This window comes from Enterobacter sp. 940_PEND (genome assembly GCF_001059415.1).
In the GTDB taxonomy this organism is placed as follows: domain Bacteria; phylum Pseudomonadota; class Gammaproteobacteria; order Enterobacterales; family Enterobacteriaceae; genus Enterobacter; species Enterobacter cloacae_M.
In genome coordinates this window covers 28081-54039 of sequence record NZ_JUMS01000093.1, presented here as the reverse complement: position 1 = coordinate 54039, position 25959 = coordinate 28081, and the positions used below count along the sequence as shown (strand labels likewise).

At 57.5% G+C, this 25959-nt stretch carries 20 protein-coding genes; 6 read left to right on the top strand and 14 right to left on the bottom strand.

Annotation, left to right across the window (positions count from 1 at the left end; translation table 11 throughout):
* The first annotated feature begins 111 nt into the window (after nucleotides 1–111).
* Together ADJ24_RS12865 and ADJ24_RS12860 are read left to right on the top strand one after the other, a co-directional pair.
* Nucleotides 112–651, top strand: a complete 540-nt coding sequence (locus tag ADJ24_RS12865; RefSeq protein ID WP_023310555.1) for a DUF3251 domain-containing protein — start codon at nucleotides 112–114, stop codon at nucleotides 649–651.
* A 267-nt stretch (nucleotides 652–918) separates the two neighbouring features.
* The gene (locus tag ADJ24_RS12860) at nucleotides 919–1803 is read left to right on the top strand and encodes a nucleoside-specific channel-forming protein Tsx (RefSeq protein WP_025756198.1); all 885 of its coding nucleotides are present in this window, start codon (nucleotides 919–921) and stop codon (nucleotides 1801–1803) included.
* A 120-nt stretch (nucleotides 1804–1923) separates the two neighbouring features.
* On the opposite strand, the gene ADJ24_RS12855 is transcribed toward ADJ24_RS12860, so the two are convergent.
* The 7 genes from ADJ24_RS12855 to queA all read right to left on the bottom strand — a co-directional run bounded on the left by ADJ24_RS12855 (nucleotide 1924) and on the right by queA (nucleotide 8590).
* The gene (locus ADJ24_RS12855) at nucleotides 1924–2604 is read right to left on the bottom strand and encodes a helix-turn-helix transcriptional regulator (protein WP_023310554.1); all 681 of its coding nucleotides are present in this window, start codon (nucleotides 2602–2604) and stop codon (nucleotides 1924–1926) included.
* A 14-nt stretch (nucleotides 2605–2618) separates the two neighbouring features.
* Nucleotides 2619–2984: a VOC family protein gene (locus ADJ24_RS12850; RefSeq protein ID WP_023310553.1), complete on the bottom strand. Its 366-nt coding sequence runs from the start codon at nucleotides 2982–2984 to the stop codon at nucleotides 2619–2621.
* A 142-nt stretch (nucleotides 2985–3126) separates the two neighbouring features.
* Complete coding sequence (gene secF, locus ADJ24_RS12845) at nucleotides 3127–4098, bottom strand: protein translocase subunit SecF (protein ID WP_023310552.1); 972 nt, start codon at nucleotides 4096–4098, stop codon at nucleotides 3127–3129.
* Between the two features lie 10 nt (nucleotides 4099–4108).
* Nucleotides 4109–5956: a protein translocase subunit SecD gene (gene secD / locus ADJ24_RS12840; protein WP_071786499.1), complete on the bottom strand. Its 1848-nt coding sequence runs from the start codon at nucleotides 5954–5956 to the stop codon at nucleotides 4109–4111.
* A gap of 27 nt (nucleotides 5957–5983) precedes the next feature.
* A complete protein-coding gene (gene yajC, locus ADJ24_RS12835) occupies nucleotides 5984–6316 on the bottom strand; it encodes a preprotein translocase subunit YajC (protein WP_003859109.1) in 333 nt (110 codons plus the stop codon).
* A 22-nt stretch (nucleotides 6317–6338) separates the two neighbouring features.
* Entirely contained in the window at nucleotides 6339–7466 is a 1128-nt protein-coding gene (tgt, locus tag ADJ24_RS12830) for a tRNA guanosine(34) transglycosylase Tgt (protein WP_003859110.1), read from the bottom strand.
* Between the two features lie 53 nt (nucleotides 7467–7519).
* Nucleotides 7520–8590: a tRNA preQ1(34) S-adenosylmethionine ribosyltransferase-isomerase QueA gene (gene queA / locus ADJ24_RS12825; protein ID WP_023310550.1), complete on the bottom strand. Its 1071-nt coding sequence runs from the start codon at nucleotides 8588–8590 to the stop codon at nucleotides 7520–7522.
* 92 nt (nucleotides 8591–8682) lie between these two features.
* On the opposite strand from queA, the gene acpH reads away from it, so the two are divergent.
* Together acpH and ADJ24_RS12815 are read left to right on the top strand one after the other, a co-directional pair.
* The gene (acpH, locus tag ADJ24_RS12820) at nucleotides 8683–9264 is read left to right on the top strand and encodes an ACP phosphodiesterase (protein ID WP_023310549.1); all 582 of its coding nucleotides are present in this window, start codon (nucleotides 8683–8685) and stop codon (nucleotides 9262–9264) included.
* Nucleotides 9265–9391: 127 nt separating this feature from the next.
* The gene (locus tag ADJ24_RS12815) at nucleotides 9392–9994 is read left to right on the top strand and encodes a peroxiredoxin (protein ID WP_014168840.1); all 603 of its coding nucleotides are present in this window, start codon (nucleotides 9392–9394) and stop codon (nucleotides 9992–9994) included.
* Nucleotides 9995–10037: 43 nt separating this feature from the next.
* Here the strand turns inward: ADJ24_RS12815 and ADJ24_RS12810 are convergent, their stop codons facing one another.
* The 7 genes from ADJ24_RS12810 to phoB all read right to left on the bottom strand — a co-directional run bounded on the left by ADJ24_RS12810 (nucleotide 10038) and on the right by phoB (nucleotide 21293).
* The gene (locus tag ADJ24_RS12810) at nucleotides 10038–11423 is read right to left on the bottom strand and encodes a DUF3999 domain-containing protein (RefSeq protein ID WP_023310548.1); all 1386 of its coding nucleotides are present in this window, start codon (nucleotides 11421–11423) and stop codon (nucleotides 10038–10040) included.
* Nucleotides 11420–14035, bottom strand: coding sequence for a DUF2339 domain-containing protein (locus ADJ24_RS12805; RefSeq protein WP_023310547.1), 2616 nt, complete (start codon nucleotides 14033–14035; stop codon nucleotides 11420–11422). The genes ADJ24_RS12810 and ADJ24_RS12805 overlap by 4 nt, the downstream gene beginning before the upstream one ends.
* An 88-nt stretch (nucleotides 14036–14123) precedes the next feature.
* Nucleotides 14124–15941 (bottom strand): maltodextrin glucosidase, encoded by a 1818-nt coding sequence (gene malZ / locus ADJ24_RS12800; RefSeq protein WP_023310546.1) that lies wholly within the window; start codon nucleotides 15939–15941, stop codon nucleotides 14124–14126.
* Nucleotides 15942–16102: 161 nt separating this feature from the next.
* Nucleotides 16103–17476, bottom strand: a complete 1374-nt coding sequence (gene proY, locus ADJ24_RS12795) for a proline-specific permease ProY (RefSeq protein WP_008503261.1) — start codon at nucleotides 17474–17476, stop codon at nucleotides 16103–16105.
* 81 nt (nucleotides 17477–17557) lie between these two features.
* Nucleotides 17558–18877 (bottom strand): branched-chain amino acid transporter carrier protein BrnQ, encoded by a 1320-nt coding sequence (gene brnQ / locus ADJ24_RS12790; RefSeq protein WP_023310545.1) that lies wholly within the window; start codon nucleotides 18875–18877, stop codon nucleotides 17558–17560.
* A gap of 409 nt (nucleotides 18878–19286) precedes the next feature.
* Entirely contained in the window at nucleotides 19287–20582 is a 1296-nt protein-coding gene (gene phoR / locus ADJ24_RS12785) for a phosphate regulon sensor histidine kinase PhoR (protein WP_023310544.1), read from the bottom strand.
* 21 nt (nucleotides 20583–20603) lie between these two features.
* Nucleotides 20604–21293 (bottom strand): phosphate response regulator transcription factor PhoB, encoded by a 690-nt coding sequence (gene phoB / locus ADJ24_RS12780; RefSeq protein ID WP_008503265.1) that lies wholly within the window; start codon nucleotides 21291–21293, stop codon nucleotides 20604–20606.
* A gap of 187 nt (nucleotides 21294–21480) precedes the next feature.
* On the opposite strand from phoB, the gene sbcD reads away from it, so the two are divergent.
* Nucleotides 21481–22686 carry an exonuclease subunit SbcD gene (gene sbcD / locus ADJ24_RS12775; protein ID WP_023310543.1) on the top strand — a complete coding sequence of 402 codons (1206 nt, stop codon included), beginning with the start codon at nucleotides 21481–21483 and terminating at the stop codon, nucleotides 22684–22686.
* Nucleotides 22683–25814, top strand: coding sequence for an exonuclease subunit SbcC (gene sbcC / locus ADJ24_RS12770; protein ID WP_023310542.1), 3132 nt, complete (start codon nucleotides 22683–22685; stop codon nucleotides 25812–25814). Before sbcD ends, sbcC begins: the two co-directional genes overlap by 4 nt.
* Nucleotides 25815–25959 lie beyond the last annotated feature (145 nt).

Here is a 25959-nt window from a genome sequence, read left to right as displayed (position 1 = left end):
CTGATCTGGCCTGACAACAAAGGAAGAGCTTTTTGAGACAAAGGATCTATGTCTGACACGTTGAGGCTGGCTACCATTAAGGCGATCCGTTATTCCAAGGAAATAAACGCAATGACAAGACGTTACCTGAAGATTTTGCTGGTGGGGAGCCTCTTCACCCTTAGCGCCTGTGCACAGCAAACCGAAGTTCGCCAGATGAAACAAAGCGTCAACACGCTCAATACGGCGATGGACAAACTGAATAAAGAAACGGTGAAGATCACCCAACAAAACGCGCTGAACGCAAAATCCAGCAGCGGGGTGTATCTGCTGCCTGGTGCCAATACGCCTGCGCGGCTCAACAGCCAGATTGGCACGCTTAAAATGTCACTGGTGAACGTTGCGGCGAATGCAGATGGTACTCGCGCAACATTACGCATCCAGGGAGAATCCAACGATCCACTTCCGGCCTTCAGTGGCACCGTCGAGTGGGGCCAGATCCAGGGCACAACCGAGAGCTATCAGGAAGTGAATGTGAAGAACCAGTTGTTCACTGCTCCCGCGAGTATACTGGCGCCCAGCGATGTTGATATCCCGCTTCAGCTGAGTGGACTCACGCCAGATCAGTTAGGTTTTATCCGCATCCACGATATCCAGCCCGCCGCGCAGTAACCCCTCCTTCAGCGGAGTGCAATGTCACTCCGCTAACATTTACATTTCGTATGGATTGGCAACATAAATGATTGCCGCTACAATCCCGGCCGTTTAAAGTACGCAAACGTGAACGCAATCGATTACGCGTGTGAGAGATATGTGAAACAACACATATTTTTGTGAGCAGGGATTCCTATAATAGGCACCGCAGAAACACGAAATATTTAGAAACGCAATTCGCGCATTTTTCACTCCCGGAAGGGAATTTCAATCAGTGGCATGATTATGAAAAAAACATTACTTGCAGCCGGCGCTGTGCTGGCACTTTCCTCCTCTTTCACTGTTAACGCAGCGGAAAACGATAAACCACAATATCTCTCCGACTGGTGGCACCAGAGCGTTAACGTCGTGGGCAGCTACCACACCCGTTTCGGACCACAGATCCGCAACGATACCTACCTGGAGTACGAAGCGTTCGCCAAGAAAGACTGGTTTGATTTCTACGGCTATATGGATGCACCGGTATTCTTCGGCGGTAACACCGACGCGAAAGGTATCTGGAACCACGGTTCCCCACTGTTCATGGAAATTGAACCACGCTTCTCTATTGATAAACTGACCGGTACCAGCCTGGCGTTTGGTCCGTTCAAAGAGTGGTACTTCGCGAACAACTACATCTACGACATGGGCCGCAATAAGTCTGGTCGCCAGAGCACCTGGTACATGGGTCTGGGTACGGACATCGATACCGGCCTGCCAATGAGCCTGTCTCTGAACGTGTATGCTAAGTACCAGTGGCAGAACTACGGCGCCGCGAACGAAAACGAGTGGGATGGCTACCGTTTCAAAGTGAAATACTTTGTGCCAATTACCCAGCTGTGGGGCGGTAACCTGAGCTATATCGGCTTCACCAACTTTGACTGGGGTTCAGATCTGGGCGACAACGACTTCCGCGACCTGAACGGTAAGAAAGCGCGCACCAACGACTCCATCGCTTCCAGCCACATCCTGGCTCTGAACTACGATCACTGGCACTACTCTGTTGTTGCGCGTTACTGGCACAACGGTGGTCAGTGGAACGACGACGCGAGCCTGAACTTCGGCAACGGCGACTTCAGCGTTCGCTCTACCGGCTGGGGTGGTTACCTGGTTGTGGGTTATAACTTCTAATCAGCGCTGGACTGGGCGGGCTGATGCCCTCACCCTGACCCTCTCCCACAGGGAGAGGGAACAAATACTAAGAACGGCAATATACGTTGCCGTTTTGCTTTTACCTCGCCGCCAGGCTTTTTACTGCTTAACCTTCCGCAAAAAATCGGCCAGAGACCTGTCCGCACTCTCGCTAAACCGCCTCTCCGTCTGCACAATATTGAGACATCGGTCGAGCCGGAAACAGCGATAGTCACCGCGCCGCTCACACCACGCCGCCAGCAGCCAGCGCTCACCCCAGAAGAACAATCCTAACGGCTGAACCTCACGCTGTGAGAGTTGCCCAACTTCGTCGCGGTAATGCAGCGCCAGCACGCGCTGAGCGGAAATTGCCTGATGAATCATGTCAAAATCGCTACGGGAGTGGCTTTGCATGCAAAAATCCGGGGCGTAGATCCGCGTCTGCTCCGCCTTTCGACGACTCTCCTCGGGCAGGATAGCCAGCACCTTCTCCTGAGCCGACTCCAGCTCGCGCGACAGCGATTCCCCTCCCCAGGTTTTGAGCAGGCGAATCGCGACGATCAGCGCCTCTGACTCCTTATTTGTCAGCATCAGCGGCGGCAGGTCAAATCCCGACATCAGCCGATATCCGCTCCCCGCCTCACCTTCCACCGGCACGCCGGAAAGCGACAGGTCGCGGATATCGCGGTAGACCGTGCGCTCGGACACGCCAAGCCGGTCCGCCAGATGCGCTGCCGTTGTCAGACGCCTGCCCCGCAGGATCTGCACAATCTGAAACAAACGGTCAGCGCGTCGGGTCATATCTTATTCCGCTCTCAGGCAGGTTGATGGAGGCCGACGCGGTTACCCTCGCTGTCGGTAAACAATGCGATAGTGCCAATGCCATGCGGCAGTTCCAGCGGGCCAAACACGCACTCGCCGCCCGCGGAGGCGATGCGATCGAGCGTGGCCGCCAGATTGTCAGTATGCAGGTAAATAATAGCGCCCTGCAAAGACGGTGTAACGCCGTCAAATTTTGCCAGCGCCCCTCCTGTACCCGGATCCTCATGCGGGAAAACGGCCAGCTCCGCGCAGTCCATTTTCTCGCGACGCAGCGCGAGCTGCATCACCGGCTCATAAAATTTGATGGCGCGATCCATATCCGCGACCGGAATTTCAAACCAGTTAATGACGCTTTTCATACATCCTCCTGACTGTTGTTTGGGTTCAGAAGGAGTCTACGACAGGGCTCCTGACAGCATACTGTCAGGAGTGTTTGTCAGGAGCAGATAAAAAAAATCCCGGTCAACCGACCGGGATTTCGATAACGCGCTAAACGTCGCCTTACGGCAGAATGGACGGCTGATCCGCCCCTTCTTTCTCGACTTTCTGCTGGAGCAGGTGCTCGCGCTTCATGCCGAGTTTCAGTGCCAGAGCGGACGCGACGTAGATAGACGACGCCGTACCGATGGTGACACCGATCAGCATGGTCAGCGAGAAGCCTTCCAGTACCGGACCACCGAAGAGGAACAGCATCAGGATCACCATCAGGGTGGTACCGGATGTGATCAGGGTACGGTGCAGCGTCTGGGTCAACGACACGTTAAAGATTTCGTACGGCGTACCGCGACGGATCTTACGGAAGTTTTCACGGATACGGTCAGATACCACGATACTGTCGTTCAGTGAGTAACCGATAACGGACATCAGGGATGCCACAATCGTCAGGTCAATCTCAATGTGGAACAGCGACAGTATGCCCATGGTGATCACCACGTCGTGCGCCAGAGCGATAACCACACCGGCCGCCAGTCGCCACTCAAAGCGGAAACCGACGTACACCAGGATGGAAATCAGCGCCACCAGCAGCGCCATCGCGCCGGTCTGCGCCAGGTCAGCACCCACGCTTGGGCCGACGAACTCAATACGCTTGACCGCCGCGTTCTGGCTGGTTGTTTCGTTAATCACGCTAACAACCTTGCTGCCCAGCTCCTGGCTGCCGTTGGCATCGTGCACCGGTGGCATACGCACCATGATGTCGCGGCTGCTGCCGAAGTTCTGCAGCAGCGGCTCTTCAAAGCCCGCTTTCTGCAGAGACAGACGCATCTGGTCCATATCGACCGGTTTTTCCAGGGAGATCTCGATGACCGTACCGCCGGTGAAATCCAGACCCCAGTTAAAGCCTTTCACGCTCATAATGCCGATGGACAGAATCAGCAGGAAACCTGAAATGCCGAAGGCCCAGTAGTCCCAGCGCATAAAGTCCCAGACTTTACGACCGTGGTTCAATTGTTCAACAGTATATTCCTGTGCCACAACGCACTCCTCAGATAGACAGCTTTTTGACGCGCTTGCCGCCGTACAGCAGGTTCACGATGGCACGGGTGCCGACAATAGCGGTAAACATTGACGTTGCGACACCGATACCGGTTGTGATCGCAAAGCCTTTGATCGCGCCAGTACCCACTGCATACAGGATAAGAACCTTAATCAGTGTTGTTACGTTCGCATCGAAGATGGAGCTGAACGCGCCTTTATAGCCTTCATCAATCGCCTGCTGAATAGAGCGGCCGTTGCTCAACTCTTCTTTGATACGTTCGTTAATCAGTACGTTGGCGTCGACCGCCACCGCAAGAGTAAGAACGATACCCGCAATCCCAGGCATGGTCAGCGTCGCCCCCGGCAGCAGTGACATAATGCCGATGATCAGCACCAGGTTGGCAATCAGCGCGGAGGTCGCAATCAGACCAAACTTCTTATAGAAGAAGATCATGAAGAGGATAGAGACCACCAGACCGGCCAGACACGCTTCCAGACCCTGCTGAATGTTTTGCATACCCAGAGTTGGACCAATGGTACGTTCTTCAACAATCTGAATTGGCGCAATCAGCGCACCGGCACGCAGCAGCAGGGAGAGCTGACGCGCTTCGTTCGGGTTGTTGATACCGGTGATACGGAAGCTGTTACCCAGACGAGACTGGATATTGGCGATGTTAATCACCTCTTCCTCTTTCACCAGCACCGCACGACCGTTTGCATCTTTCTTACCGCTGTCTTTGTACTCCACAAACAGGGTCGCCATCGGTTTGCCGATGTTGTCCTTGGTGAAGTTAGACATGATGTTACCACCCGCGCTATCCAGCGAGATGTTAACCTGCGGCTGGTTGTATTCGTCCTGGCTCGAGGTGGAGTCGGTGATATGGTCACCGGTCAGAATCACGCGTTTGTACAGCACAACAGGCTGACCTTCGCGAGTCTGTTTCACTTCGGAATCACCCGGAATACGGCCTGCTGCGGCAGCGGACTGATCGACATTGGAATTGACCAGACGGAATTCCAGCGTGGCGGTCGCCCCCAGAATCTCTTTCGCACGCGCGGTATCCTGGATACCCGGCAGTTCAACCACGATACGGTCAGCACCCTGGCGCTGCACCAGCGGCTCAGCCACACCCAGCTGGTTTACACGGTTACGCAGAATGTTGATGTTCTGCTGAACGGCATATTCACGCGCTTCTTTCAGACGCGCATCGGTCATCACCGCGCGCAGCTGGTTGCTGCCCTGCGAGGAGATCACCAGGTCACGGTGACGTTGGGTCAGGTAATCTACAGCCTGATCGCGCGCCGCGCTGTCGCGGAACGTGATGCTCATGCCGTAGTTATCTTCTTTACGCACGGTGGTGTAAGCGATGCCTTTATCACGCAGATCGCTGCGCAGGCTGTCAATATTCTGTTCCTGCAGCTTGCCGAGCGCGGTATCCATATCCACTTCCATCAGGAAGTGAACGCCGCCACGCAGGTCAAGACCGAGTTTCATTGGCTCTGCATTCATCGCAGCCAGCCAACGCGGGGTTGCAGGGGCAAGGTTAAGCGCCACGACGTATTTATCACCCAGCACGCCCATCAGCGCTTCACGTGCGCGGAGCTGCGTGTCGGTGGTGTCGAAGCGAGCAAGAATTGCACCCTCTTCCAGAGCCACAGACTTAGCGGTAATTTTTTCTTCTTGTAACGTTTTCTGGACCTGGATCAGCGTTTGCTCACTGGCGGCGACACCGCGCGCGCCAGTGATTTGAACAGCCGGATCCTCACCATACAGGTTGGGAAGCGCGTACAGCAGGCCGACGAGAATCACGACGACCAGCATGATGTACTTCCACAAAGGATAACGGTTTAACACGGCAGTTCCCTTTGGGAAAAGTTGGGATTACAGCGCCTTCATGGTGCCTTTCGGCAGAACGGCAGCTACGAAGTCACGTTTGATGACCACTTCAGTGGTGTCGTTCAGGGCGATAGCAATGTAGCCATTTTCAGCCACTTTGGTTACGCGACCCACCAGACCACCGTTAGTCAGTACTTCATCGCCTTTCGCAATGGAGTTCATCAGGTTTTTATGCTCTTTGGTGCGCTTCTGCTGTGGACGCAGGATCATGAAGTAGAAGATCAGACCGAACACAACCAGCATCAGAATCAGAGACATCGGGCTGCCCTGCGCTGGAGCACCTGTTGCCGCTACCGCATCAGAAATAAAAAAGCTCATTCAAATTCCCTCATTATTAAAATTAATCAACGTTCAACGGTGGAACATCCCGCCCCTGACGTTGGTAGAAATCGGTCACGAAGCTCTCTAATTTACCCTCTTCGATAGCCTTACGTAAACCAGCCATTAAGCGCTGATAATAACGAAGATTGTGAATGGTATTGAGACGCGCGCCCAAAATCTCGTTGCAACGATCGAGATGATGCAGATACGCGCGAGAATAATTGCGACAGGTATAGCAATCGCACTCGGAATCGAGCGGGCTGGTGTCACTCTTATGCTTCGCGTTACGGATTTTCACCACGCCATCGGTAACGAACAAATGGCCGTTACGCGCGTTGCGGGTTGGCATGACGCAGTCGAACATATCAATGCCGCGGCGTACGCCTTCAACCAGATCTTCTGGTTTACCCACGCCCATCAGGTATCGTGGTTTATCCGCCGGGATTTGCGGGCAGACATGCTCCAGAATGCGGTGCATGTCTTCCTTCGGCTCACCCACAGCCAAACCGCCGACAGCGTAGCCATCAAAACCTATCTCTACCAGACCTTTAACAGAGATATCGCGTAAATCTTCGTAAACGCTGCCCTGGATAATGCCGAACAGCGCATTTTTGTTCTGCAGGGAGTCAAAACGATCACGGCTACGCTTCGCCCAGCGCAGAGACATCTCCATGGAGCGTTTTGCGTAGTCCCAGTCAGCAGGATACGGCGTACATTCGTCGAAGATCATCACGATGTCAGAGCCGAGATCGTACTGAATCTCCATCGATTTTTCGGGATCGAGGAAAATCGGATCGCCGTTGATCGGGTTACGGAAGTGTACGCCCTGCTCGGTGATCTTGCGGATATCGCCCAGGCTGAAGACCTGGAAGCCGCCGGAGTCGGTCAGGATTGGTCCTTTCCACTGCATGAAATCGTGCAGGTCGCCGTGGAGCTTCATGATCTCCTGACCCGGACGCAGCCACAGGTGGAAGGTGTTGCCGAGGATAATCTGTGCGCCAGTGGCTTCTACTTCTTCCGGCGTCATCCCTTTTACGGTGCCGTACGTGCCCACAGGCATAAACGCGGGGGTTTCCACCACGCCGCGATCAAACACCAGGCGACCGCGACGCGCGCGGCCATCGGTGGTATCGAGTTCAAATTTCATTTTTTCTCCGACGTCAGAAAAACAGTCCAACGTTGTAAAACGGTGCCGCGGACTTATTCCCCGACACGCTCATTCAAAGCCAGCGGATTGTACGTGATAAACATCGCGTCCCCGTAGCTAAAAAAGCGATATTTTTGTTCTACCGCAGACTTGTAGGCCGCCATCGTATGCTGATAACCGGCAAATGCCGACACCAGCATAATCAGCGTTGATTCAGGCAGATGGAAGTTGGTCACCAGCGCGTCAATCACTTTGTACTGATAGCCCGGGTAGATAAAGATCTGCGTATCGCCAAAGAACGGCTCGATAAGATCGCTTTTTGCGGCCTGCGCGGCGCTCTCGAGTGAGCGCACGGACGTTGTACCGACCGCCACGACGCGGCTGCCGCGCGCTTTCGCCGCCAGGACCGCGTCCACCACATCCTGAGGCACTTCGGCATACTCAGAGTGCATGATGTGATCTTCAATGCTGTCCACGCGCACCGGCTGGAAGGTTCCCGCGCCGACATGCAGCGTCACGAACGCCATCTCCACGCCCTTCGCGCGCAGTTTCTCCAGCAGCGGCTCATCAAAATGCAGGCCCGCGGTCGGCGCAGCGACGGCGCCAGGCTTCTGGCTGTAGACGGTCTGGTACAGCTCGCGGTCGGCCTCTTCGTCCGGACGCTCAATATAAGGCGGCAGCGGCATGTGGCCGATGGCGTTCAGGATATCGAGCACCGTGCGTTCGTCATCGAACGCCACCTCAAACAGCGCATCGTGGCGCGCGGTCATGGTCGCTTTGATGCTCTCGTCATCACCCAGCAGCAGTTCAGCGCCCGGCTTCGGCGCCTTAGACGCGCGAATATGTGCCAGAATACGTTTATCATCGAGCATACGTTCGACCAGCACTTCAATCTTGCCGCCGCTGGCTTTACGGCCAAACAGGCGCGCCGGGATCACGCGGGTATTGTTAAAGACCAGCAGATCGCCAGGGTTGAGCTTGTCGAGCAAATCGGTGAAAGTACCGTGCGTCAGCTCGCCCGTTGGCCCATCCAGTGACAGTAAGCGACAGCTGCTGCGCTCAGGCATGGGATAGTGAGCAATCAGGGATTCAGGTAGTTCAAAGGAGAAATCGGCGACGCGCATGACGTATACTCGTGACTTAAAAACAGGCGGCATAGTCTAGTGCTCACACCCTTTTGCTGCAACAACTAGCCGCCCCCGGACAAATAAAACGCATGAATTTTCTCGCTCACCTGCATCTCGCTCACCTCGCTGACAGCTCCCTGTCCGGCAATTTGCTGGCCGATTTCGTACGCGGCAACCCCGCTGAGGACTATTCCCCTGAGGTTGTCGACGGGATTTTTATGCACCGCCGCATCGACGTGCTGACGGATAAGCTGCCGGAAGTGACGGAAGCTAAAGCGTGGTTTCGCCCTGAAACGCGCCGCGTTGCGCCGATCACGCTCGACGTGATGTGGGACCACTTTCTGTCGCGCCACTGGGAACAGCTGTCGCCGGAGATGCCCTTGCCGGCGTTTGTGCGCTATGCCCACCAGCAGGTGTCGATCATTCTGCCCGACTCGCCGCCGCGCTTTGTGAATCTGAATAACTATTTATGGTCGGAACGCTGGCTGGAGCGCTATCGGGAGATGGACTTCATTCAGAACGTGCTGAACGGGATGGCGAGCCGCCGACCGCGACTGGATGCGCTGCGGGATTCCTGGTATGACCTGGATGAACATTACGATGCGCTGGAAGCGCGTTTCTGGCAGTTTTACCCGCGCATGATGGCGCAGGCGAAAAACAAACAGCTCTGACAGAATTCACATTGATAGGTAAAAGCTGGCGGAACGATTGTCACCACCTCTTTGTCTTATCCATGAACACTCTCTATACTGGCTCGCGTTGCGTTCCAAATAACCTTAGTATCTACAGGAGAATCATATGGTTCTGGTAACTCGTCCGGCTCCGGATTTTACAGCTGCAGCAGTTCTGGGCAACGGTGAAATCGTTGAAAACTTCAACTTCAAACAGCACACCAACGGTAAAGCGACCGTTCTGTTCTTCTGGCCAATGGACTTCACTTTCGTTTGCCCGTCTGAGCTGATCGCATTCGACAAACGTTATGAAGAATTCCAGAAGCGTGGCGTGGAAGTTGTTGGCGTCTCCTTCGACTCTGAATTTGTACACAACGCATGGCGTAACACCCCTGTCGACAAAGGCGGCATCGGTGCGGTGAAATACGCAATGGTTGCGGACATCAAACGCGAAATCCAGCAGGCTTACGGTATCGAACATCCGGACGCTGGCGTTGCGCTGCGCGGTTCCTTCCTGATCGACGCTAACGGCATCGTTCGTCACCAGGTTGTGAACGATCTGCCGCTGGGTCGTAACATCGACGAAATGCTGCGCATGGTTGACGCGCTGCAGTTCCACGAAGAACACGGCGAAGTGTGCCCGGCTCAGTGGGAAAAAGGTAAAGAAGGCATGAACGCGTCTCCAGACGGCGTGGCTAAATACCTGTCTGAGAACGTATCCAGCCTGTAATCGGCACGGTTTACGAAAAAGGCCCGCTTATGCGGGCCTTTTTTTATGCCTTACGCTGCGTCTCTCGCCAGATGCGCCAGGCCATGCCCGCCAGCAGAATCACCCCCGCAATCAGCACGCCCCATACCAGAAGCGTGTTCATCCTGCTCTCCCGCTCGGCCGCAGAGGTAGCGGTCAGACGCTCCTGGCCGCCTAACGCGACATCATCCAGAATGTCGGCCTGCGGCAGGTTCGCCATGTCATAGGTCTTGCGCAGGTCGGCCGGGATCAGCATGCCGGGCTCCACGCTGGCAGGCTTCGCGGCGCCGTTGCCCCAGGCGAGCACGTACGGCGCTTTCCCCTGCGCGTTGAACACCAGGTCATAGCGGTCGCGATGTCCCGTGACGCTCGGCAGGTATTCTGGCAGACGCGCATTCAGCGTCGTGATTTTCACGGCCTGCACCAGCCCCCCGTTAAGCGAAACCGGTGGCGACGTTTTTCCCTCAAGACGGTAAAGGACCTCTTTCTTCAGAGGATGCCATGCGTCTTTTTCCGTACTCCGCCACGCGATCTCAACGGGAAGGACGCCATCGCCATTCAGTGAGATGCTGACAGCACTCAGCGGCTGCGGGCGCGCCCAGTGCCACTGCGCTTCGCTTGTCGATAGCTGCTCCCCTTCCCCCTCAAGGTCGATAGCTTCCGGGGATGCCTGGGCAGGTGCGCTGATTGCGTTTACGCCGGTCAAGGTTATCCTCTGGCTCTGCGCATTCAGCACCACCATGAGATAGCGATTCGCATCGGGAGATAAAACCGTATCGGTATCGATCCGATCGAGCTTAAGACGGTCCTGGCCGCTGACGACGTCCAGCAATGGCATATCCTCACGCAGGGTATACCAGCGCTTAAGATCCTCGCTGTGATAGACCGACGCCGTCCCCTGCCACGGCGTCTGCGGAGTATTCCAGAGCAGCTGCAGCTGGGATATGGCGAGCTCCCCCGTCGCCTGCTCCGGCAGGGTCAGCAGATAATGTTGCCCGGCTGCGGCGGCTTTTTGCCCCTCCAGCACAATCTCAACGCCGTTTCCGGAACGGAGCAGGATCTTATCGCTGTCACCGGATCCTTGCGAAGCCGCAAGCGGCGAGGCGTCCAGCGGGAAGAGGCGCAGCGCAGTGGATTGCGCTGGCGTCTGCGGACGCGTCGCGCTGACCAGGCTGAAGGGAACCGGCTCGCCCGACTGGTTAAAGACGCGGACATCATGCAGATCCGGCGACGTACTTTGCTCATAGACGGCGAGCGGCAGCAGCACCCGATACCACTGGGAGGGAACAGACGTATCCAGTGAAAGACCAAAGGCATAGTCCCGGGGCGATTCCGTTTGTCCCTCATCGCAGAACGCCGGGCCGGAAAGCGCCAGCAGCGCGGTACAGGCTACCGCTTTCATCCATTTCATTTTTCATCTCCTGTTTTGGGCGGTAGCGGTGAGAAATACCCCACGATCAGAACCAGTATCGCCACGCCGATAAACGCCACCGCGCGCGACAAACCGCCTCCGCCCGCGCTGTCCACCAGCATCAGTTTAACCATCACCATGCCCAGCAGCGCGGCACCGCAGAGCCACTCCTGCCGGGAAGCCCGACGGGTGGCATGGATCATGACCACCAGCGCGCTCAGCATCCAGAACAGGGCAAAACTGGTCTGGATAAGCCGCGAATCCCACAGCGATGCCATATTCCAGGCCACGTCGCCGTACCAGGCCAGGGCGCGCATCAGCGCGCCGTTCAGCCACCAGAAGCCAAACGCCATCAGCGCAACGGCAGGCCACGGGCGGGCCTGCGAGAGCCACGCCGGGTAGTAGCGATCCACCGCCCGATAAAAGACGACCAGCCCCAGCAGCGCGAACGCCGCGCCTTCCTCAAGCGGGTTTATCAGCGGCAGCCAGGTCTGACGATAGATCACGCCGTCCTGGAAATTGGTCACCACCAGCAGTACCAGCAGCGCCACGACCGCGGGGATCGGCGCCAGGCAGGCGTAGAGTGCAGGCCACTCCCGGAACGGCCACACGCGACGCCGTACGGCTGCAGAAAGCGCCATAATCACCCCGCCGCCTGCGGCCATCGCTAATCCGCTGCCCCAGGCCGCCATGCCCCACGGCAACGACCGGGCAAACCAGTAAAGCTCCGCGGCCAGCGCCAGCAAAATCATCCAGAACAGCGACAGATGCAGCCCCATCGCGATGCGCGGCAGGAGTCTTTCACCGTCGCGCCGCAGCAGCATCAGCGCGGCAGGAAGCGCAACGCACCAGGCGAGATTTGACCAGCCGGCGGCAACGATCTGCTGGTGCCAGAGCTGATAACCCACCATCAGCAGCATAACCGGCCACAGCAGCCATTTGCTGGCATCCAGCTCCCGCCACGCCAGGCGAGCAGCCGCCTGCCGCCAGCCCCAGACCGATGCCGCCGTCAGCGCCAGCACGCCCGCCAGAATCGGTAATTCCTTCGTCAGTGCCAGCCGCGATGCACCTAATAGCGCCACGAGCCAGAACAGCAGCCCGCCTGCCAGCAGCGCCCAGCTGACCGGCAGAAAGAGAGTCCGCCACAGCCAGGCCGCAGCCAGCCAGCAAAGACTGAGGATGGTGAAGATCAGCAGCAGGCTCAGGGACGTAACGCCGTTCGTCTGCGCCCACAGCGCGCTGCCGAGCGCCAGCACCAGCAGCGCCGTCCCGCTATAGCTCATGCGACGCTGGTTCTGCTGTACGCCCAGCCAGAGGATACCCAGCCCTTCCAGCGCCCAGGCCATCGCCGTCCAGCGCGCCGACAGCGCCAGCGGAATGGCGAGCGTGGCAAATCCGCCGCCGACTGCCAGCGCCGCCATGACCAGAGGTCGCCCGATAGAGGGATAGCGCCGCAGCGCAAGGAACGCGAGGGTAAGATAAAATGCACCGTAGCCCAGCGCGCTCAGGGCCGGTCCATATTCCCAGTGCCGGGTCATGCCGTACTGCATCCCGAAACCGATCAGCGGCGGAGCAAACAGCAGCACGCCGTCAATAATTTGCTTCCCTTTCTCCTGCGCCCGCAGCGACAGCACCACGCTCAGGACGCCGAATATCAGCGTATTGGCAATCAGGAACAGCTGGCAGACCCAATAGTCTTCAGGCTGGTAGTCATTCAGCCCCCACAGGCCGCCCACGCCGAACGTAAACAGTAGCCCGAGCAGATTCAGCTCGCGCCAGTGCTGCCAGATGCTGATAGCGAGAATGCCGATGGAAAGCAGGAGATAGAAAGAGAACAGCGCCACAAAGCTGCCGCCCCCGGTAGATAAGAGCAGCGGCGCAAGATACCCGCCGAGGCTCGCCAGCATGGCCAGGCTCAGCGCCTTCTGCAGCACCGCCAGCCCGACGCTCGCCGCGCAAATCACCACCAGAAGCGCAAAGGCCAGCGTCATCGGCAGCATTTGCCAGAGCCGAAAGGCACCAAACACCGTCAGGTAGAGCACGCCGGTCGCCCCGCCCTGGAGGATCAGCGCATAGACACGCTGCCTGTGCCGCAGCCGCCACCCGACCGCCAGCAGGACGATGGCAAACAGCGCCGTTGCCACGAGGCGCAGCTCAAGCGGGAACAGGGAATGTTCCACGGTATAGCGCAGCAGGAATGAAAGACCGAGGAAGAGCAGCAGGATCCCAAGCTTCGCCAGCGGGTTACCCTGCATAAACCAGCGCACCAGCGACGTCAGGATGCCGCCAAAGGCAGAAGGCTGTTTTGCCGCAGGCGTCGGGGCCGGAGCGGGTTCTGCCACGGCAGCGGGAGTATCGGAACGCCAGGGGTCGACAGACGCGGGAGCATCTTCAACCACCGGCGCGGTCACGACCGCCGGAGCGGCAGACTGCACCGGCTCTGGCGCTATCTCATTCGCGCCGCGCTGCTCAAGCGCCTCAATGCGCTGGCGTAGCCGGGCGATCTCCTGTCGAGCCGCCGTACTTCGGTTAAAGCCGATAACCGCAAGCACGGGTGCCACCACCAGCGCAAATACCAGGAACAAACAGCCAAGGATGTAAAGCTCGTCCATGTTTCCACCTTCACCGTAAACGATCCGTTAAGATTGACACAAATAGTTGCATTTGCGCCATCTTAAAAGGTGGAAACATTAGCAGGTCTTAGCTGCCAAACCAGATTGTCGCGGATACCGCAGGCAGCACCAGCACGCCGTCCTGTATCGTTGCCTTGCCCTCTTTATTCTTCCACGCCGCCACCTTCAGCAGCGGTGAATCATCCAGCACCACTTCGCAGGCTTCGCCCCGGTTAATGGCCACCAGCACGCGCTGCTGATTGTAGACGCGAGCAAACACCACCACGTTATCGTGGGCATACACCACCTGACAGCCGCCGTAGCGAAGGGCGAGACTCTGCTTACGCAGCTTCGCCAGCCGCTGATACAGGCTGAACAGCACCTTGTCCTGCTTCTCTGGCTCCCACGGGAAGGTTTTCCGGCAGAACGGATCGTTGTTGCCGTCCAGCCCCACTTCGTCTCCATAATAGATGCACGGCACGCCCGGCCAGGTGAAGAGCCAGGTCACCGCCAGCGGCAGACGCGCCACATCCTTGCCGAGCAGGGATTTAAAGCGGGCGGTATCGTGGCTATCGAGCTGGTTGAACATCCGCAACTGCTGCTGATGAGACAGACCGGCGCGATAGTTCTCCATCCACGCCATGCAGGTTTCAGCGTCGATATGATTCGGATCGTAGGAGATGTCGGTGTTAGCGAGGAATCCCCACAGCGGGAAGGTAAAGCCGCGATAGTTCATCGCCGCATCTTCCGCATCGTTCTGCAGCCACTGGCGCGCGTCGCCAAAGTGCTCGCCAAAGACGAACGCCTCTGGCTGGGCCGCTTTTGCCGAGCGCGTAATCCCGGCGACGTGCTGAAGGTTATTCCGCGCCCCGCCCGCTTCGCCGAGCATATGCACTACGTCCAGACGCCAGCCGTCCATATTCCACGGCGCCTTCAGCCAGTGACGGACGATGCTGTCTTCACCGCCGTAGATTTCATTCACGAGCGTTGGCGACTGGAAATCCAGCTTCGGCAGGCTGGCGTAACCCAGCCAGTCCAGCGCGCGGCCCTCCTCGTTAAAGCTGTACCAGTCGCGCTGCGGCGACTCCGGGTTATGACATGCCCCGCCCATCGACTGGTTATGACGGTCAAACCAGGCGTGCGAATCTCCGCTGTGGTTGAACACGCCGTCCAGAATCAGGCGCATGCCTTCGTTTTGAGTGTTCTTACGCAGGCGCAGCAGCGCCTCGTCACCGCCAAACTGCGCGTCAACGTGGCGATAATCTTCGGTATCGTATTTGTGCACGCTCGGGGCTTTAAACACCGGGTTGAGATACAGCGCCGTCACGCCGAGCTTTTTCAGATACGGCAGCTTTTCGCTGATGCCGTCGAGATCGCCGCCGTAAAAAGTGGATCCGCCCGCCTGCGCGGTTAAGGGCTCATCCCACGCTTTCAGGATAATGTCGTGGCCCGCCGCATGGTGGTGATAGATCTTATCCTGGTCGGCAGTGCATTTTTCGCTGCGCGCAAAACGGTCCGGGAAAATCTGGTAAAACACCTGATCGTTAACCCACTGCGGGCCGTTATCCGGGTAATCGACCGCGAACTGCTCCAGCCGTGCGGGCGGGAAACGGCTAAACCCCTGCGGGGTAAACCACAGCTGGCGGTTATTCCACAGCAGTTTGAAGCTGTAGCGGCGACGCGGCTGCCCGCTGCTCAGGTCGATATTTGCTCGCCACGCCGTTATGCCCGGCTGCGGCTGGCTGCGCAGCTTGTGCATTTTCAACCCGGTCTCTTCGTTATCTATTTCGGCGCGGAGCGTCACGCGTTCAGGCTGATTTTCCCCCGCCAGCCAGAGCGTAATCACAAGGTTGTCTCTGTTTTGCTTAACAAATGGGGCAACCGGAAGGTGCCAGGCGTTTAACATCACGAATCCCCTTTGATGAAATTGACGTCACCTTGCCACAGGGTGGTTAAGGATAGCTCACCATGATGGGATTTATTGGGGGAGGAGGACGGGGGAGGAGTTTTTTGGGGGTAAAAGGGAGTGTAGGCCGGGTAAGCGCAGCGCCACCCGGCATTTTTACCTTACTGCGCTTCCGCCAACTGACGGTCGCGGCGGCATTTAAACACCCAGCCCACCAGCAGCAGCACGATCCACGCGCAGCCCACGTAGAGCGAAATGCGGGTGTCCGGATGGTAGCCAATCAGGCCAATGATAAACACCAGGAAAATCAGCCCGACGACGGTGGTCGCAACGCCGCCCGGTACTTTGAACTTCAGCGCTTTCGCCTCATCCGGTGACAGGCGACGGCGGAAGGCAATCTGCGACAGCAGGATCATGATCCACACCCACACCGTCGCGAAGGTTGCCAGGGACGCAATCACCAGGAAGACGTTCTCCGGCATGATGTAGTTCAGGTAAACCGAGAACAGCAGCGCCACGGTCATCACCACGACGGTCACCCACGGCGTGCCGCGGCGTGAGGTTTTGGCGAACACCTTCGGCGCACTGCCCTGCTCCGCCATGCCGTGCAGCATACGGCCCACGCCAAAGACGTCACTGTTAATCGCGGAGAGCGACGCGGTGAGCACCACAAAGTTCAGAATGCTGGCCGCAAAGGCAATCCCCATATGCTGGAAGGTCAGAACAAACGGGCTACCGTTGGTGCCTACCTGATTCCACGGGTAGATGGACATAATCACGAACAGCGTACCCACGTAGAACACCAGAATACGCATCGGCACCGAGTTGATGGCGCGCGGAATGGACTTCTCCGGATCTTTCGCTTCCCCGGCGGTAATACCGATAATCTCGATACCGCCGTAGGCAAACATCACCATCTGCAGCGACATCACCATTCCGAGCCAGCCGTTGCTGAAGAAGCCGCCGTTGCTCCAGAGGTTGTGAATACCGGTCGGCTGCCCGCCGTTGCCGATTCCCCAGATAATGATGCCGAAACCGGCCACAATCATGATGATGATGGTAGCGACCTTGAAGAAGGAGAACCAGAACTCCAGCTCGCCGAACACCTTCACGCTCATCAGGTTGACGGCGCAAATGATCAGCACCACGCTCAGCACCCAAATCCAGTGCGGCACCGCCGGGAACCAGACGCCCATATAGATGCCAAACGCCGTCACGTCGGCAATCGCCACAATCAGGATTTCAAAGCAGTAGGTCCAGCCGGTGATAAACCCGGCCAGCGGGCCGAGGTTTTCCTGCGCGTAGCGGGAGAAGGAGCTGGCGGACGGGTTGTGAACCGACATTTCGCCGAGGGCGCGCATGATGATATACGCCGCCACGCCGCCGATAATGTACGCCAGCAGAACGCTGGGACCGGCCATTTTGATGGCATCTGCCGAGCCATAAAAAAGACCGGTGCCGATAGCAGAGCCCAGCGCCATAAAGCGGATGTGGCGCGTGCTCAATCCACGTTTAAGTTTGTTAGTGCTTTCCATTTAAATCTTGCCATTCAACACGAAAAAAACAAAAAACCACGGGGCCTTAAGCCCCGTGGTTAAACAGTTTGTTGCCGTTGATTAATGAGCGTTCGATGCGACCTGACGCCCTGCAGCACGGTCCCAGATAATCGCCAGAACCAGTGCAACAACGGTAGGCATCAGCCAGGCCAGCCCCTGCTCGGACAGCGGCAGACGCTGTGTCCATGCCGGCAGTATGTGCGCGAAAGCTGATGCTTTAATCCCGTCAAGGATACCAAAAATCAGGCTGATAAACATGGCTGGCGCAATAATTCGTGAAGAGTTGTTCCACCACGGGCGAGTAAAGCTCAGCACGACCAGCACGATACACGGCGGATAAATCGCCGTCAGCACCGGAATCGAGACCTGAATCAGGTGGCTCAGACCGAGGTTGGACACCGCCATAGAGAAGATGCCGAGGATAAACACCAGGGTGCGGTAAGAGAGCGGCAGATACTGTGCAAAGAACTCTGCGCAGGCGCAGGTCAGGCCAACCGCCGTCACCAGACACGCCAGGAAAATCAGCGCTGCCAGCAGCATACTGCCCGCACCGCCAAAGGTGTGCTGAACGTAGGCGTGCAGGATAGCCGCACCGTTGGCGTTCTGCTCAACCAGCATGGCGCTGTCGGAGCCCAGACGGAACAGCGCCAGATAGAGCAGCGTCAGCCCCACGCCGGCCATCAGGCCAGCCCAGATGGTATAGCGGGTCAGCAGACGCGCTTCGGTCACACCGCGGGAACGCGCGGCGTTAACAATAACGATACCAAACACCATGGCGCCCAGCGTATCCATCGTCAGGTAGCCGTTCACAAAGCCGTTAGAGAACGCGGCGTTTTTATAGGCGTCCATCGCGTCGCTAATCGGGCCCGCTGGCCAGACTATGGCCGCTACCGCCAGAACAATCAGCGCCACAATTTTCAGCGGAGCCAGGAAGTTACCCACGGTATCCAGCAGTTTTCCCGGATAGAGGGAAACCAGAATCACGATCGCGAAGTAGATCAGGCTGTAGATAAACAGCGGCATCGCGCCGTCACCGGTCAGGGGAGCAATACCCACTTCGAAGGAAACGGTTGCCGTACGCGGGGTCGCAAACAGCGGGCCAACGGCGAGATAGCAGACGGTTGCCAGCAGAACGCCCGCCACTTTGCCAATCGGGGTGCTGAGGCTATCCACACCGCCGCCGACTTTCGCCAGCGCAACGACGGTCAGAACCGGCAGACCCACGGCAGTAATCAGGAAACCAAACGCGGCGGTCCAGACGTGTTCACCCGCCTGTAAGCCAACCATTGGAGGGAAAATGATGTTGCCTGCGCCAACGAACAGCGCAAATGTCATAAAGCCCAGCGCGATGATGTCACGCGATTTTAAGTGATGGGTCATAAAACCTTACTGCCTGTGGATGTGGTGTTGAAAACATTGAGATTTTCGATTTCCCTGACGGGACGATACAGCCGAAAATTTGCTCAATTTCAGCGGGAAATGCTCCCGTCCTGGCGTGGAGAAGAATAGTTTTTCGATTTACCACGCAAATACAGTCGGTCTGACAGTATCTGGGGCGCAATTTAAACGCTTATAACGTTTAAAGGCAAGGCGGGATCGCAAAACCAGAACAATATGCCAGCATGAAAATACACCTCAGAACAATACGCTATTTATAAGAAAAACCCATGGCTAATCATGCGAACAAAAAACAGTCAGCCGTATAAAATTCACCCGCGTTTCGCTTGACTGCAAAGCAAACGGGCCAGCAGACGCTGACCCGTGGAAAGGTAAAATGACACGCCTGCCGTCAGGCGATCTTTTTGGCAATTAATCGTTCCGGAATAACGAAACTGAAGCGGGTTCCTTTACCCAGCGTACTCTGAATATCGAGACGGCTTTCATGGTGATTCACCGCGTGTTTCACAATTGCCAGCCCCAGACCGCTTCCGCCAGTCTGCCGGGATCGCGCTTTATCCACACGGTAAAAGCGCTCGGTCAGGCGCGGAATATGCTCAGGCGCAATTCCCGGCCCGTTGTCTTCCACGCTAAACTCAGCCCCCGTTGGGGCATGATGCCAGCGCACCACGATATTCGTCCCCTCCGGCGTATGATTCACCGCGTTATACACCAGGTTGGAAATGGCGCTACGCAGTTCATCTTCGCTGCCCAGCACCTTCAGCGTATTGTCGACCTCAAAGGTCAGGTGATGCTTTTTGTGGCTTAGCGTCTGCGCTTCACGCTCAACGACCCGCAGCATCATCGGCACATCAATCGTGTCATTTAGCGCGAGCGTCGGCGCCGCTTCAATCTTCGAGAGCGTCAGCAGCTGCTTCACCAGCCCTTCCATCCGGTGCGTTTGCTCGCGCATGGTGTGCAGCGCTTTTTCACGCGGCGCGCCTTCCAGCGTTTGCTCCTGCATCATCTCCAGGTATCCCTGAAGCACGGTCAGCGGGGTACGCAGTTCGTGACTGACGTTGGCGAAGAAGTTGCGACGCGCCCCTTCCAGCTGGTGCATCTGGGTGACATCGCGCGCCACCATTAGCCACTGCTTATCGCTGTAGGGCATCACGCGGATTTCCAGATGGCGACCATTATTGAGCTTCAGATTGTGCGGGCGGGTAAAATCACGTTTTTTCAGATACAGCGTGAACTCGGGATAGCGCAGAAGGTTGAGGATATTCTGGCCATTGTCGTCGGGCCAGCGCAGGCCCAGCAGCTGTTGCGCAAGGCCGTTACACCAGAAGATCGTCCCTTCTTCAGTCGTCAGAATAACAGCATCCGGCAGCGACTCTGCACCGCTGCGAAAACGCTTAATCAGGCTTCCCAGCTCGCGGCGACGCTTTTTATTACGCATCTGCATCTGATGCAGACCGTACAGCAGCGGCTCCCAGCTGCCGCTTCCCGGCGGCGGCGTCATACTTCGGTCAACCCACAGCCACCAGGAGAGGCGCAGCAGGTTCCAGAAATGCCAGATCAGCAGCCCGGTGACCGACGCCAGCAGAAACCACGGCAGGTGTCCAAGAAAGGCCCCCAGAAGGAAGGCCGGAATACAGCATAAGATCAGTTCAAAGACGAGCCTTTTCCATGACAGACGTTCCAGCACGCGTCACACTCCTGTCATTGTTCAGAAACGGGTAGAAAAACGATAACCCGTGCCGCGGACCGTCTGCACCATGCGATCGTGGCCGCTCAGTTCCAGTGCTTTTCGCAGGCGGCGAATATGTACGTCAACCGTCCGGTCTTCGACATACACGTTAGTTCCCCAGACGTTATTCAGCAACTGCTCGCGGCTGTAAACGCGTTCCGGATGGGTCATAAAGAAGTGCAGGAGTTTAAATTCGGTAGGCCCCATGTCGAGGGGATTTTCACCGGTCATTACGCGGTGTGAGGTGGGGTCAAGGCTCAGCCCCTGCATCTCGATCACCTCTTCCACCGCCATCGGCGAAATACGGCGCATCACCGCTTTAATGCGGGCAACCAGCTCTTTTGGGGAGAACGGTTTTGTAATGTAATCGTCCGCGCCGGTCTCCAGACCGCGCACGCGATCCTCTTCTTCTCCGCGCGCCGTGAGCATCACAACCGGGATGTCGCGGGTCAGCGCTTCACGCTTCAGGTGTTTGATAAACTGCAGTCCGGAGCCGCCGGGCAACATCCAGTCCAGCAGAATCAGATCGGGCCAGGGTTCATTCAGCTGGTTCACTGCGCTGTCATAATCTTCCGCTTCAACCGGCTGGAAGCCGTTTTGCTCGAGCACGAAGCACACCATTTCACGAATTGGAGCTTCATCTTCTACGACCAGAATACGTCTCGCCATACTTTGCCCTGTCTTATCTTATTTAAGTTACAAGTTTGTAATTCGGCGCCATTATGCGTCAGATTTATGACAGATTTATGAAAAACAGTACCACGATAAGGGGCAAACCGTTGTTTTATTACAGCGGTTATTTTCCCGTCTCTGAACGTTTATAATCCTGCTTTCTCTTTTTTGCCACGGATCAGCTATGCGCATACTTCACACCTCGGACTGGCATCTGGGTCAAAATTTTTACAGCAAAAGCCGTGCGGCTGAACATGAAGCCTTCCTGAACTGGCTGCTGGAAACGGCCCGGACGCACGAGGTGGACGCGATTATTGTGGCGGGTGACATCTTTGATACCGGCTCGCCCCCCAGCTATGCGCGTGAACTGTACAACCGCTTCGTGGTGAATTTGCAGCAAACCGGCTGTCATCTGGTGATTGTCGCCGGCAACCATGATTCCGTCGCGACGCTCAATGAATCCCGCGACATCCTGGCATTTCTCAATACCACCGTCGTCGCCAGCGCCGGGCACGCCCCGCAGATCCTGAAAAAACGCGACGGCACGCCGGGGGCGGTGCTGTGCCCCATTCCGTTTTTGCGTCCGCGCGACATCGTGCAAAGCCAGGCGGGGCTGTCGGGTGCGGAAAAGCAGCAGCATCTATTACAGGCCATCACCGACTATTATCACCAGCAGCACGCCGATGCCTGCGCCCTGCGCGGCGACCAGCCGATTCCGGTAATTGCGACGGGGCATCTCACCACCGTCGGGGCCAGTAAAAGTGACGCGGTACGTGACATCTATATCGGCACGCTGGATGCCTTTCCGGCGCAGAACTTCCCTCCAGCCGACTACATTGCGCTCGGGCACATACACCGGGCTCAGATCGTCGGCGGCAGCGAGCACATCCGCTACTGCGGCTCGCCAATTTCGCTCAGCTTTGACGAAACGGGCAAGGCCAAATCCGTCCATCTGGTGAGCTTCTCCGAAGGAAAACTTCACGCCGTCGAGACGCTGGAGGTGCCCGTCACCCAGCCGCTGGCGGTGCTGAAGGGCGATCTTGACGCCATTACCGCCCAGCTTGAGCAGTGGCGCGGAACAGCGCTTAACCCGCCCGTCTGGCTGGATATCGAAATCACCACCGACGACTACCTGCACGATATGCAGCGAAAAATTCAGGCGCTGACGGAAGATTTACCCGTCGAAGTCTTACTGGTACGCCGCAGCCGCGAGCAGCGCGAGAAAATTCTGTTAAGCGCTCAACGCGAAACGCTCAGTGAACTGCGGGTTGAAGAGGTGTTTGAACGCAGGCTCTCGCAGGAGGAAATTGACGACGCGAAGCGCGCAAGACTCAGCGAACTGTTCAGCCATACCCTGCATGCGCTCAATGATGAGGAAGAAAACGCATGAAAATTTTGAGCCTGCGTCTGAAAAATCTCAACTCCCTCAAGGGCGAGTGGAAAATTGACTTTACCGCGGAGCCGTTTGCCAGCAACGGTCTGTTTGCCATCACCGGCGCAACCGGGGCAGGTAAAACCACCCTGCTTGACGCCATCTGTCTGGCGCTTTATCACGAAACGCCACGCCTGCAGAAGGTTTCTCAGGCGCAAAACGACCTGATGACGCGCGACACCGCCGAGTGCCTGGCGGAAGTGGAGTTCGAGGTAAAAGGCACCGCCTATCGCGCATTCTGGAGCCAGAACCGCGCGCGCAACCAGCCGGACGGAAACCTGCAGGCGCCGCGCGTGGAGCTGGCGCGCTGCGAAGATGGCAAAATCCTGGCCGACAAAGTGACGGATAAACTGGAGCAAACCGCCGCGCTCACCGGGCTGGACTATGGCCGCTTCACCCGCTCCATGCTGCTCTCACAGGGGCAGTTTGCCGCCTTCCTTAATGCCAAGCCGAGCGATCGCGCCGAGCTGCTGGAAGAACTGACCGGCACCGAGATCTACGGCCAGATTTCCGCCATGGTGTTTGAGAAACACAAAGCCGCCCGCAGCGTGCTTGAAAAGTGCGAGGCGCAGGCGGCGGGCGTCGTGCTGTTGAGCGAAGAGCAACAGCAGCAGTTGCAGCAAAGTTTGCAGGCGCTTACTGACGAAGAGAAAACCCTGCTGGTTCAGCAGCAAAGCCAACAGAAAGATTTTCAGTGGCTTACGCGCCATGATGAGCTCGTGCTTGAGCAACAGCGCGTCACCGCGATGCAGCAGCAGGCGCAACAGGCGCTGACGAACGCTGCGCCAGAGCTGGCAAAGCTCCAGCTTGCTCTGCCCGCCGCCCAGCTTCGACCGCTTTGGGAGCACCAGCAGGAGCAAACCGCGCGCCTGAGGCAAACCCAGCAGCGAATTATTGAAGTAAATACTCGCTTACAAGCCAAAACCGCGCTGCGCGCGCGGATCCGTCATACCGCCCAGCGGAATCATGAGCAGCTTCAAACCGAGCAGACGGCGCTGGCGCAGTGGCTGGCGGAGCACGAACGCTATCGCCTGCTGGGGCAGGAGATTGCCGGCTGGCGTGCCCAGTTCTCTCAGCTTAACCGCGACAAAACGCAGTTAGCCTCGCTTGCTGCGCGGATGGGGGAATTACGCAACAGGCTGGCTGAGATGCCGGAAAATTCGCTGACGCTGACGGCAGATGAGGTCAGTGCGGCTATGGAGCAGCAGTCCCGGTCACGCACGCTGCGTCAGCGGCTGACGTCGCTGCATGCCCGCTATCAGCCGCTGCAAAAGCGCCTGCGCCAGAGCGGTGAAAGCGTGCTGAAGGCCCAGGCCGAACAAAACAAACTCAATGAAACGCTGACGCTGCGTCGCCAGCAGTACAAAGAGAAACACCAGCACTATCTGGACCTCAAGGCCCTCTGCGAAACCGAAGCGACGATCAAAAAGCTGGAACATTATCGTTCGCAGCTTGAGGCCGGCAAACCCTGTCCGCTGTGCGGCTCCAGCGAGCATCCCGCCGTTGCGCAATACCAGTCGCTTGAGCTGACGGATAACCAGCGCCGCCGTGATGACCTGGAAAAAGAGGTCGCCGCCCTTAAAGAGGAAGGGCTGCTGGTGCTGGGGCAGGTAAATGCCCTGACGCAGCAGATCCAGCGCGAGACAGACGAAGCGCAGATGCTCTCTCAGGAAGAGCAAGCACTCACTAAAGAGTGGATGGAAGCCTGCACTTCCCTGAACATCGCGTTGAATATTCAGGAAGATATCTCGCCATGGATGAACGAGCAGGAACAGTACGAGCGCCAGCTCTATCAGCTCAGCCAGCGTCTGACCCTGCAAAACCAGTTAAACGAGCAGGAAGTGCAGGAGCGACAGCATCAGCAGCAGCTGACGGCCGCGCGCCAGGCGCTGGAAAACACCCTGCTTTCGCTATCGCTTAACGTACCTGAAGACGGTAATGAAGCCGCCTGGCTGCACGCCCGCGAAGCGGAATTCGCGCAGTGGCAGGAGAAACAAACGCAGCACGGCGCGCTTCTGGAACGCATAAACGCGCTGAAGCCGCTGCTCGACGCGCTTCCGGAAACGAACGGCGAAGAGGCCGAACCGACCATTCCGGACGGCTGGCGAGACGTTCACGACGAATGCGTGTCGCTACAAAGCCAGCTCACCGCACATCAGCAGCAGGAAAAGCTGGAGCAAGAGCGCCTGCTTCAGTCGCAGGCACAGTTCACCGCGGCGCTCTCAGCGAGCTGCTTTGCCGATCGGGACGCGTTCCTTGCCGCCCTGCTGGATGACGACGCTATTCGTCGCCTCGAACAGCTGAAGCAGTCGCTGGAAAGCCAGATACAGCAGGCCGCGGCCCTTTCCAGCCAGGCTAACCAGCAGCTGCATTCTCATCTGGCGATGCGGCCGGAAGGGCTCAACGCCGATGCCCCCACGCTGCAAAGCCAGCTGCAGCAGCTGGCGCAACGGCTTCGCGAGAACACGACGCATCAGGGCGAGATCCGCCAGCAGCTTAAGCAGGACAGCGATAACCGTCAGCACCAGCTGGCGTTGATGCAGCAAATTGAAGAGGCCGCGCGCGAGGCGGACGACTGGGGTTATCTGAACGCGCTGATCGGCTCCAGCACCGGCGACAAGTTCCGTAAATTCGCGCAAGGGCTGACGCTGGATAATCTCGTCTGGCTTGCTAACCAGCAGCTTAACCGTCTGCACGGGCGTTATCTGCTGCAGCGCAAGGCCAGCGACGCGCTGGAGCTGGAAGTGGTCGATACCTGGCAGGCGGATGCGGTTCGCGATACCCGCACGCTCTCGGGCGGCGAGAGCTTCCTGGTCAGCCTGGCGCTGGCGCTGGCCCTTTCCGATCTGGTGAGCCATAAGACGCGGATCGATTCCCTGTTCCTGGATGAAGGGTTCGGCACGCTCGACAGTGAAACGCTGGATACCGCGCTGGATGCGCTCGACGCGCTGAACGCCACCGGGAAAACCATCGGCGTGATCAGCCACGTTGAGGCGATGAAAGAGCGCATTCCGGTGCAGATCAAGGTGAAGAAGATCAACGGGCTGGGATACAGCAGGCTGGATAAGGTGTTTGCGGTGGAATAAATGGGGATCGGTGCGGTCTGGTGCCCTCACCCTGGCCCTCTCCCACGGGGAGAGGGTACAAACATCAAAAACAGCAACTTTCGTTGCTGTTTAGCTTTTACCTTGCCTCACCCTGGCCCTCTCCCACAGGGAGAGGGAATAAACA

What these genes read in the sequence shown, in the direction of transcription:
- ADJ24_RS12865 (WP_023310555.1), top strand. Translation starts at nt 112, where the DNA reads ATGACAAGACGTTACCTGAAGATTTTGCTGGTGGGGAGCCTCTTCACC.
- ADJ24_RS12860 (WP_025756198.1), top strand. Translation starts at nt 919, where the DNA reads ATGAAAAAAACATTACTTGCAGCCGGCGCTGTGCTGGCACTTTCCTCC.
- ADJ24_RS12855 (WP_023310554.1), bottom strand. Translation starts at nt 2,604, where the DNA reads ATGACCCGACGCGCTGACCGTTTGTTTCAGATTGTGCAGATCCTGCGG.
- ADJ24_RS12850 (WP_023310553.1), bottom strand. Translation starts at nt 2,984, where the DNA reads ATGAAAAGCGTCATTAACTGGTTTGAAATTCCGGTCGCGGATATGGAT.
- yajC (WP_003859109.1), bottom strand. Translation starts at nt 6,316, where the DNA reads ATGAGCTTTTTTATTTCTGATGCGGTAGCGGCAACAGGTGCTCCAGCG.
- tgt (WP_003859110.1), bottom strand. Translation starts at nt 7,466, where the DNA reads ATGAAATTTGAACTCGATACCACCGATGGCCGCGCGCGTCGCGGTCGC.
- queA (WP_023310550.1), bottom strand. Translation starts at nt 8,590, where the DNA reads ATGCGCGTCGCCGATTTCTCCTTTGAACTACCTGAATCCCTGATTGCT.
- acpH (WP_023310549.1), top strand. Translation starts at nt 8,683, where the DNA reads ATGAATTTTCTCGCTCACCTGCATCTCGCTCACCTCGCTGACAGCTCC.
- ADJ24_RS12815 (WP_014168840.1), top strand. Translation starts at nt 9,392, where the DNA reads ATGGTTCTGGTAACTCGTCCGGCTCCGGATTTTACAGCTGCAGCAGTT.
- ADJ24_RS12810 (WP_023310548.1), bottom strand. Translation starts at nt 11,423, where the DNA reads ATGAAATGGATGAAAGCGGTAGCCTGTACCGCGCTGCTGGCGCTTTCC.
- ADJ24_RS12805 (WP_023310547.1), bottom strand. Translation starts at nt 14,035, where the DNA reads ATGGACGAGCTTTACATCCTTGGCTGTTTGTTCCTGGTATTTGCGCTG.
- malZ (WP_023310546.1), bottom strand. Translation starts at nt 15,941, where the DNA reads ATGTTAAACGCCTGGCACCTTCCGGTTGCCCCATTTGTTAAGCAAAAC.
- proY (WP_008503261.1), bottom strand. Translation starts at nt 17,476, where the DNA reads ATGGAAAGCACTAACAAACTTAAACGTGGATTGAGCACGCGCCACATC.
- brnQ (WP_023310545.1), bottom strand. Translation starts at nt 18,877, where the DNA reads ATGACCCATCACTTAAAATCGCGTGACATCATCGCGCTGGGCTTTATG.
- phoB (WP_008503265.1), bottom strand. Translation starts at nt 21,293, where the DNA reads ATGGCGAGACGTATTCTGGTCGTAGAAGATGAAGCTCCAATTCGTGAA.
- sbcD (WP_023310543.1), top strand. Translation starts at nt 21,481, where the DNA reads ATGCGCATACTTCACACCTCGGACTGGCATCTGGGTCAAAATTTTTAC.
- sbcC (WP_023310542.1), top strand. Translation starts at nt 22,683, where the DNA reads ATGAAAATTTTGAGCCTGCGTCTGAAAAATCTCAACTCCCTCAAGGGC.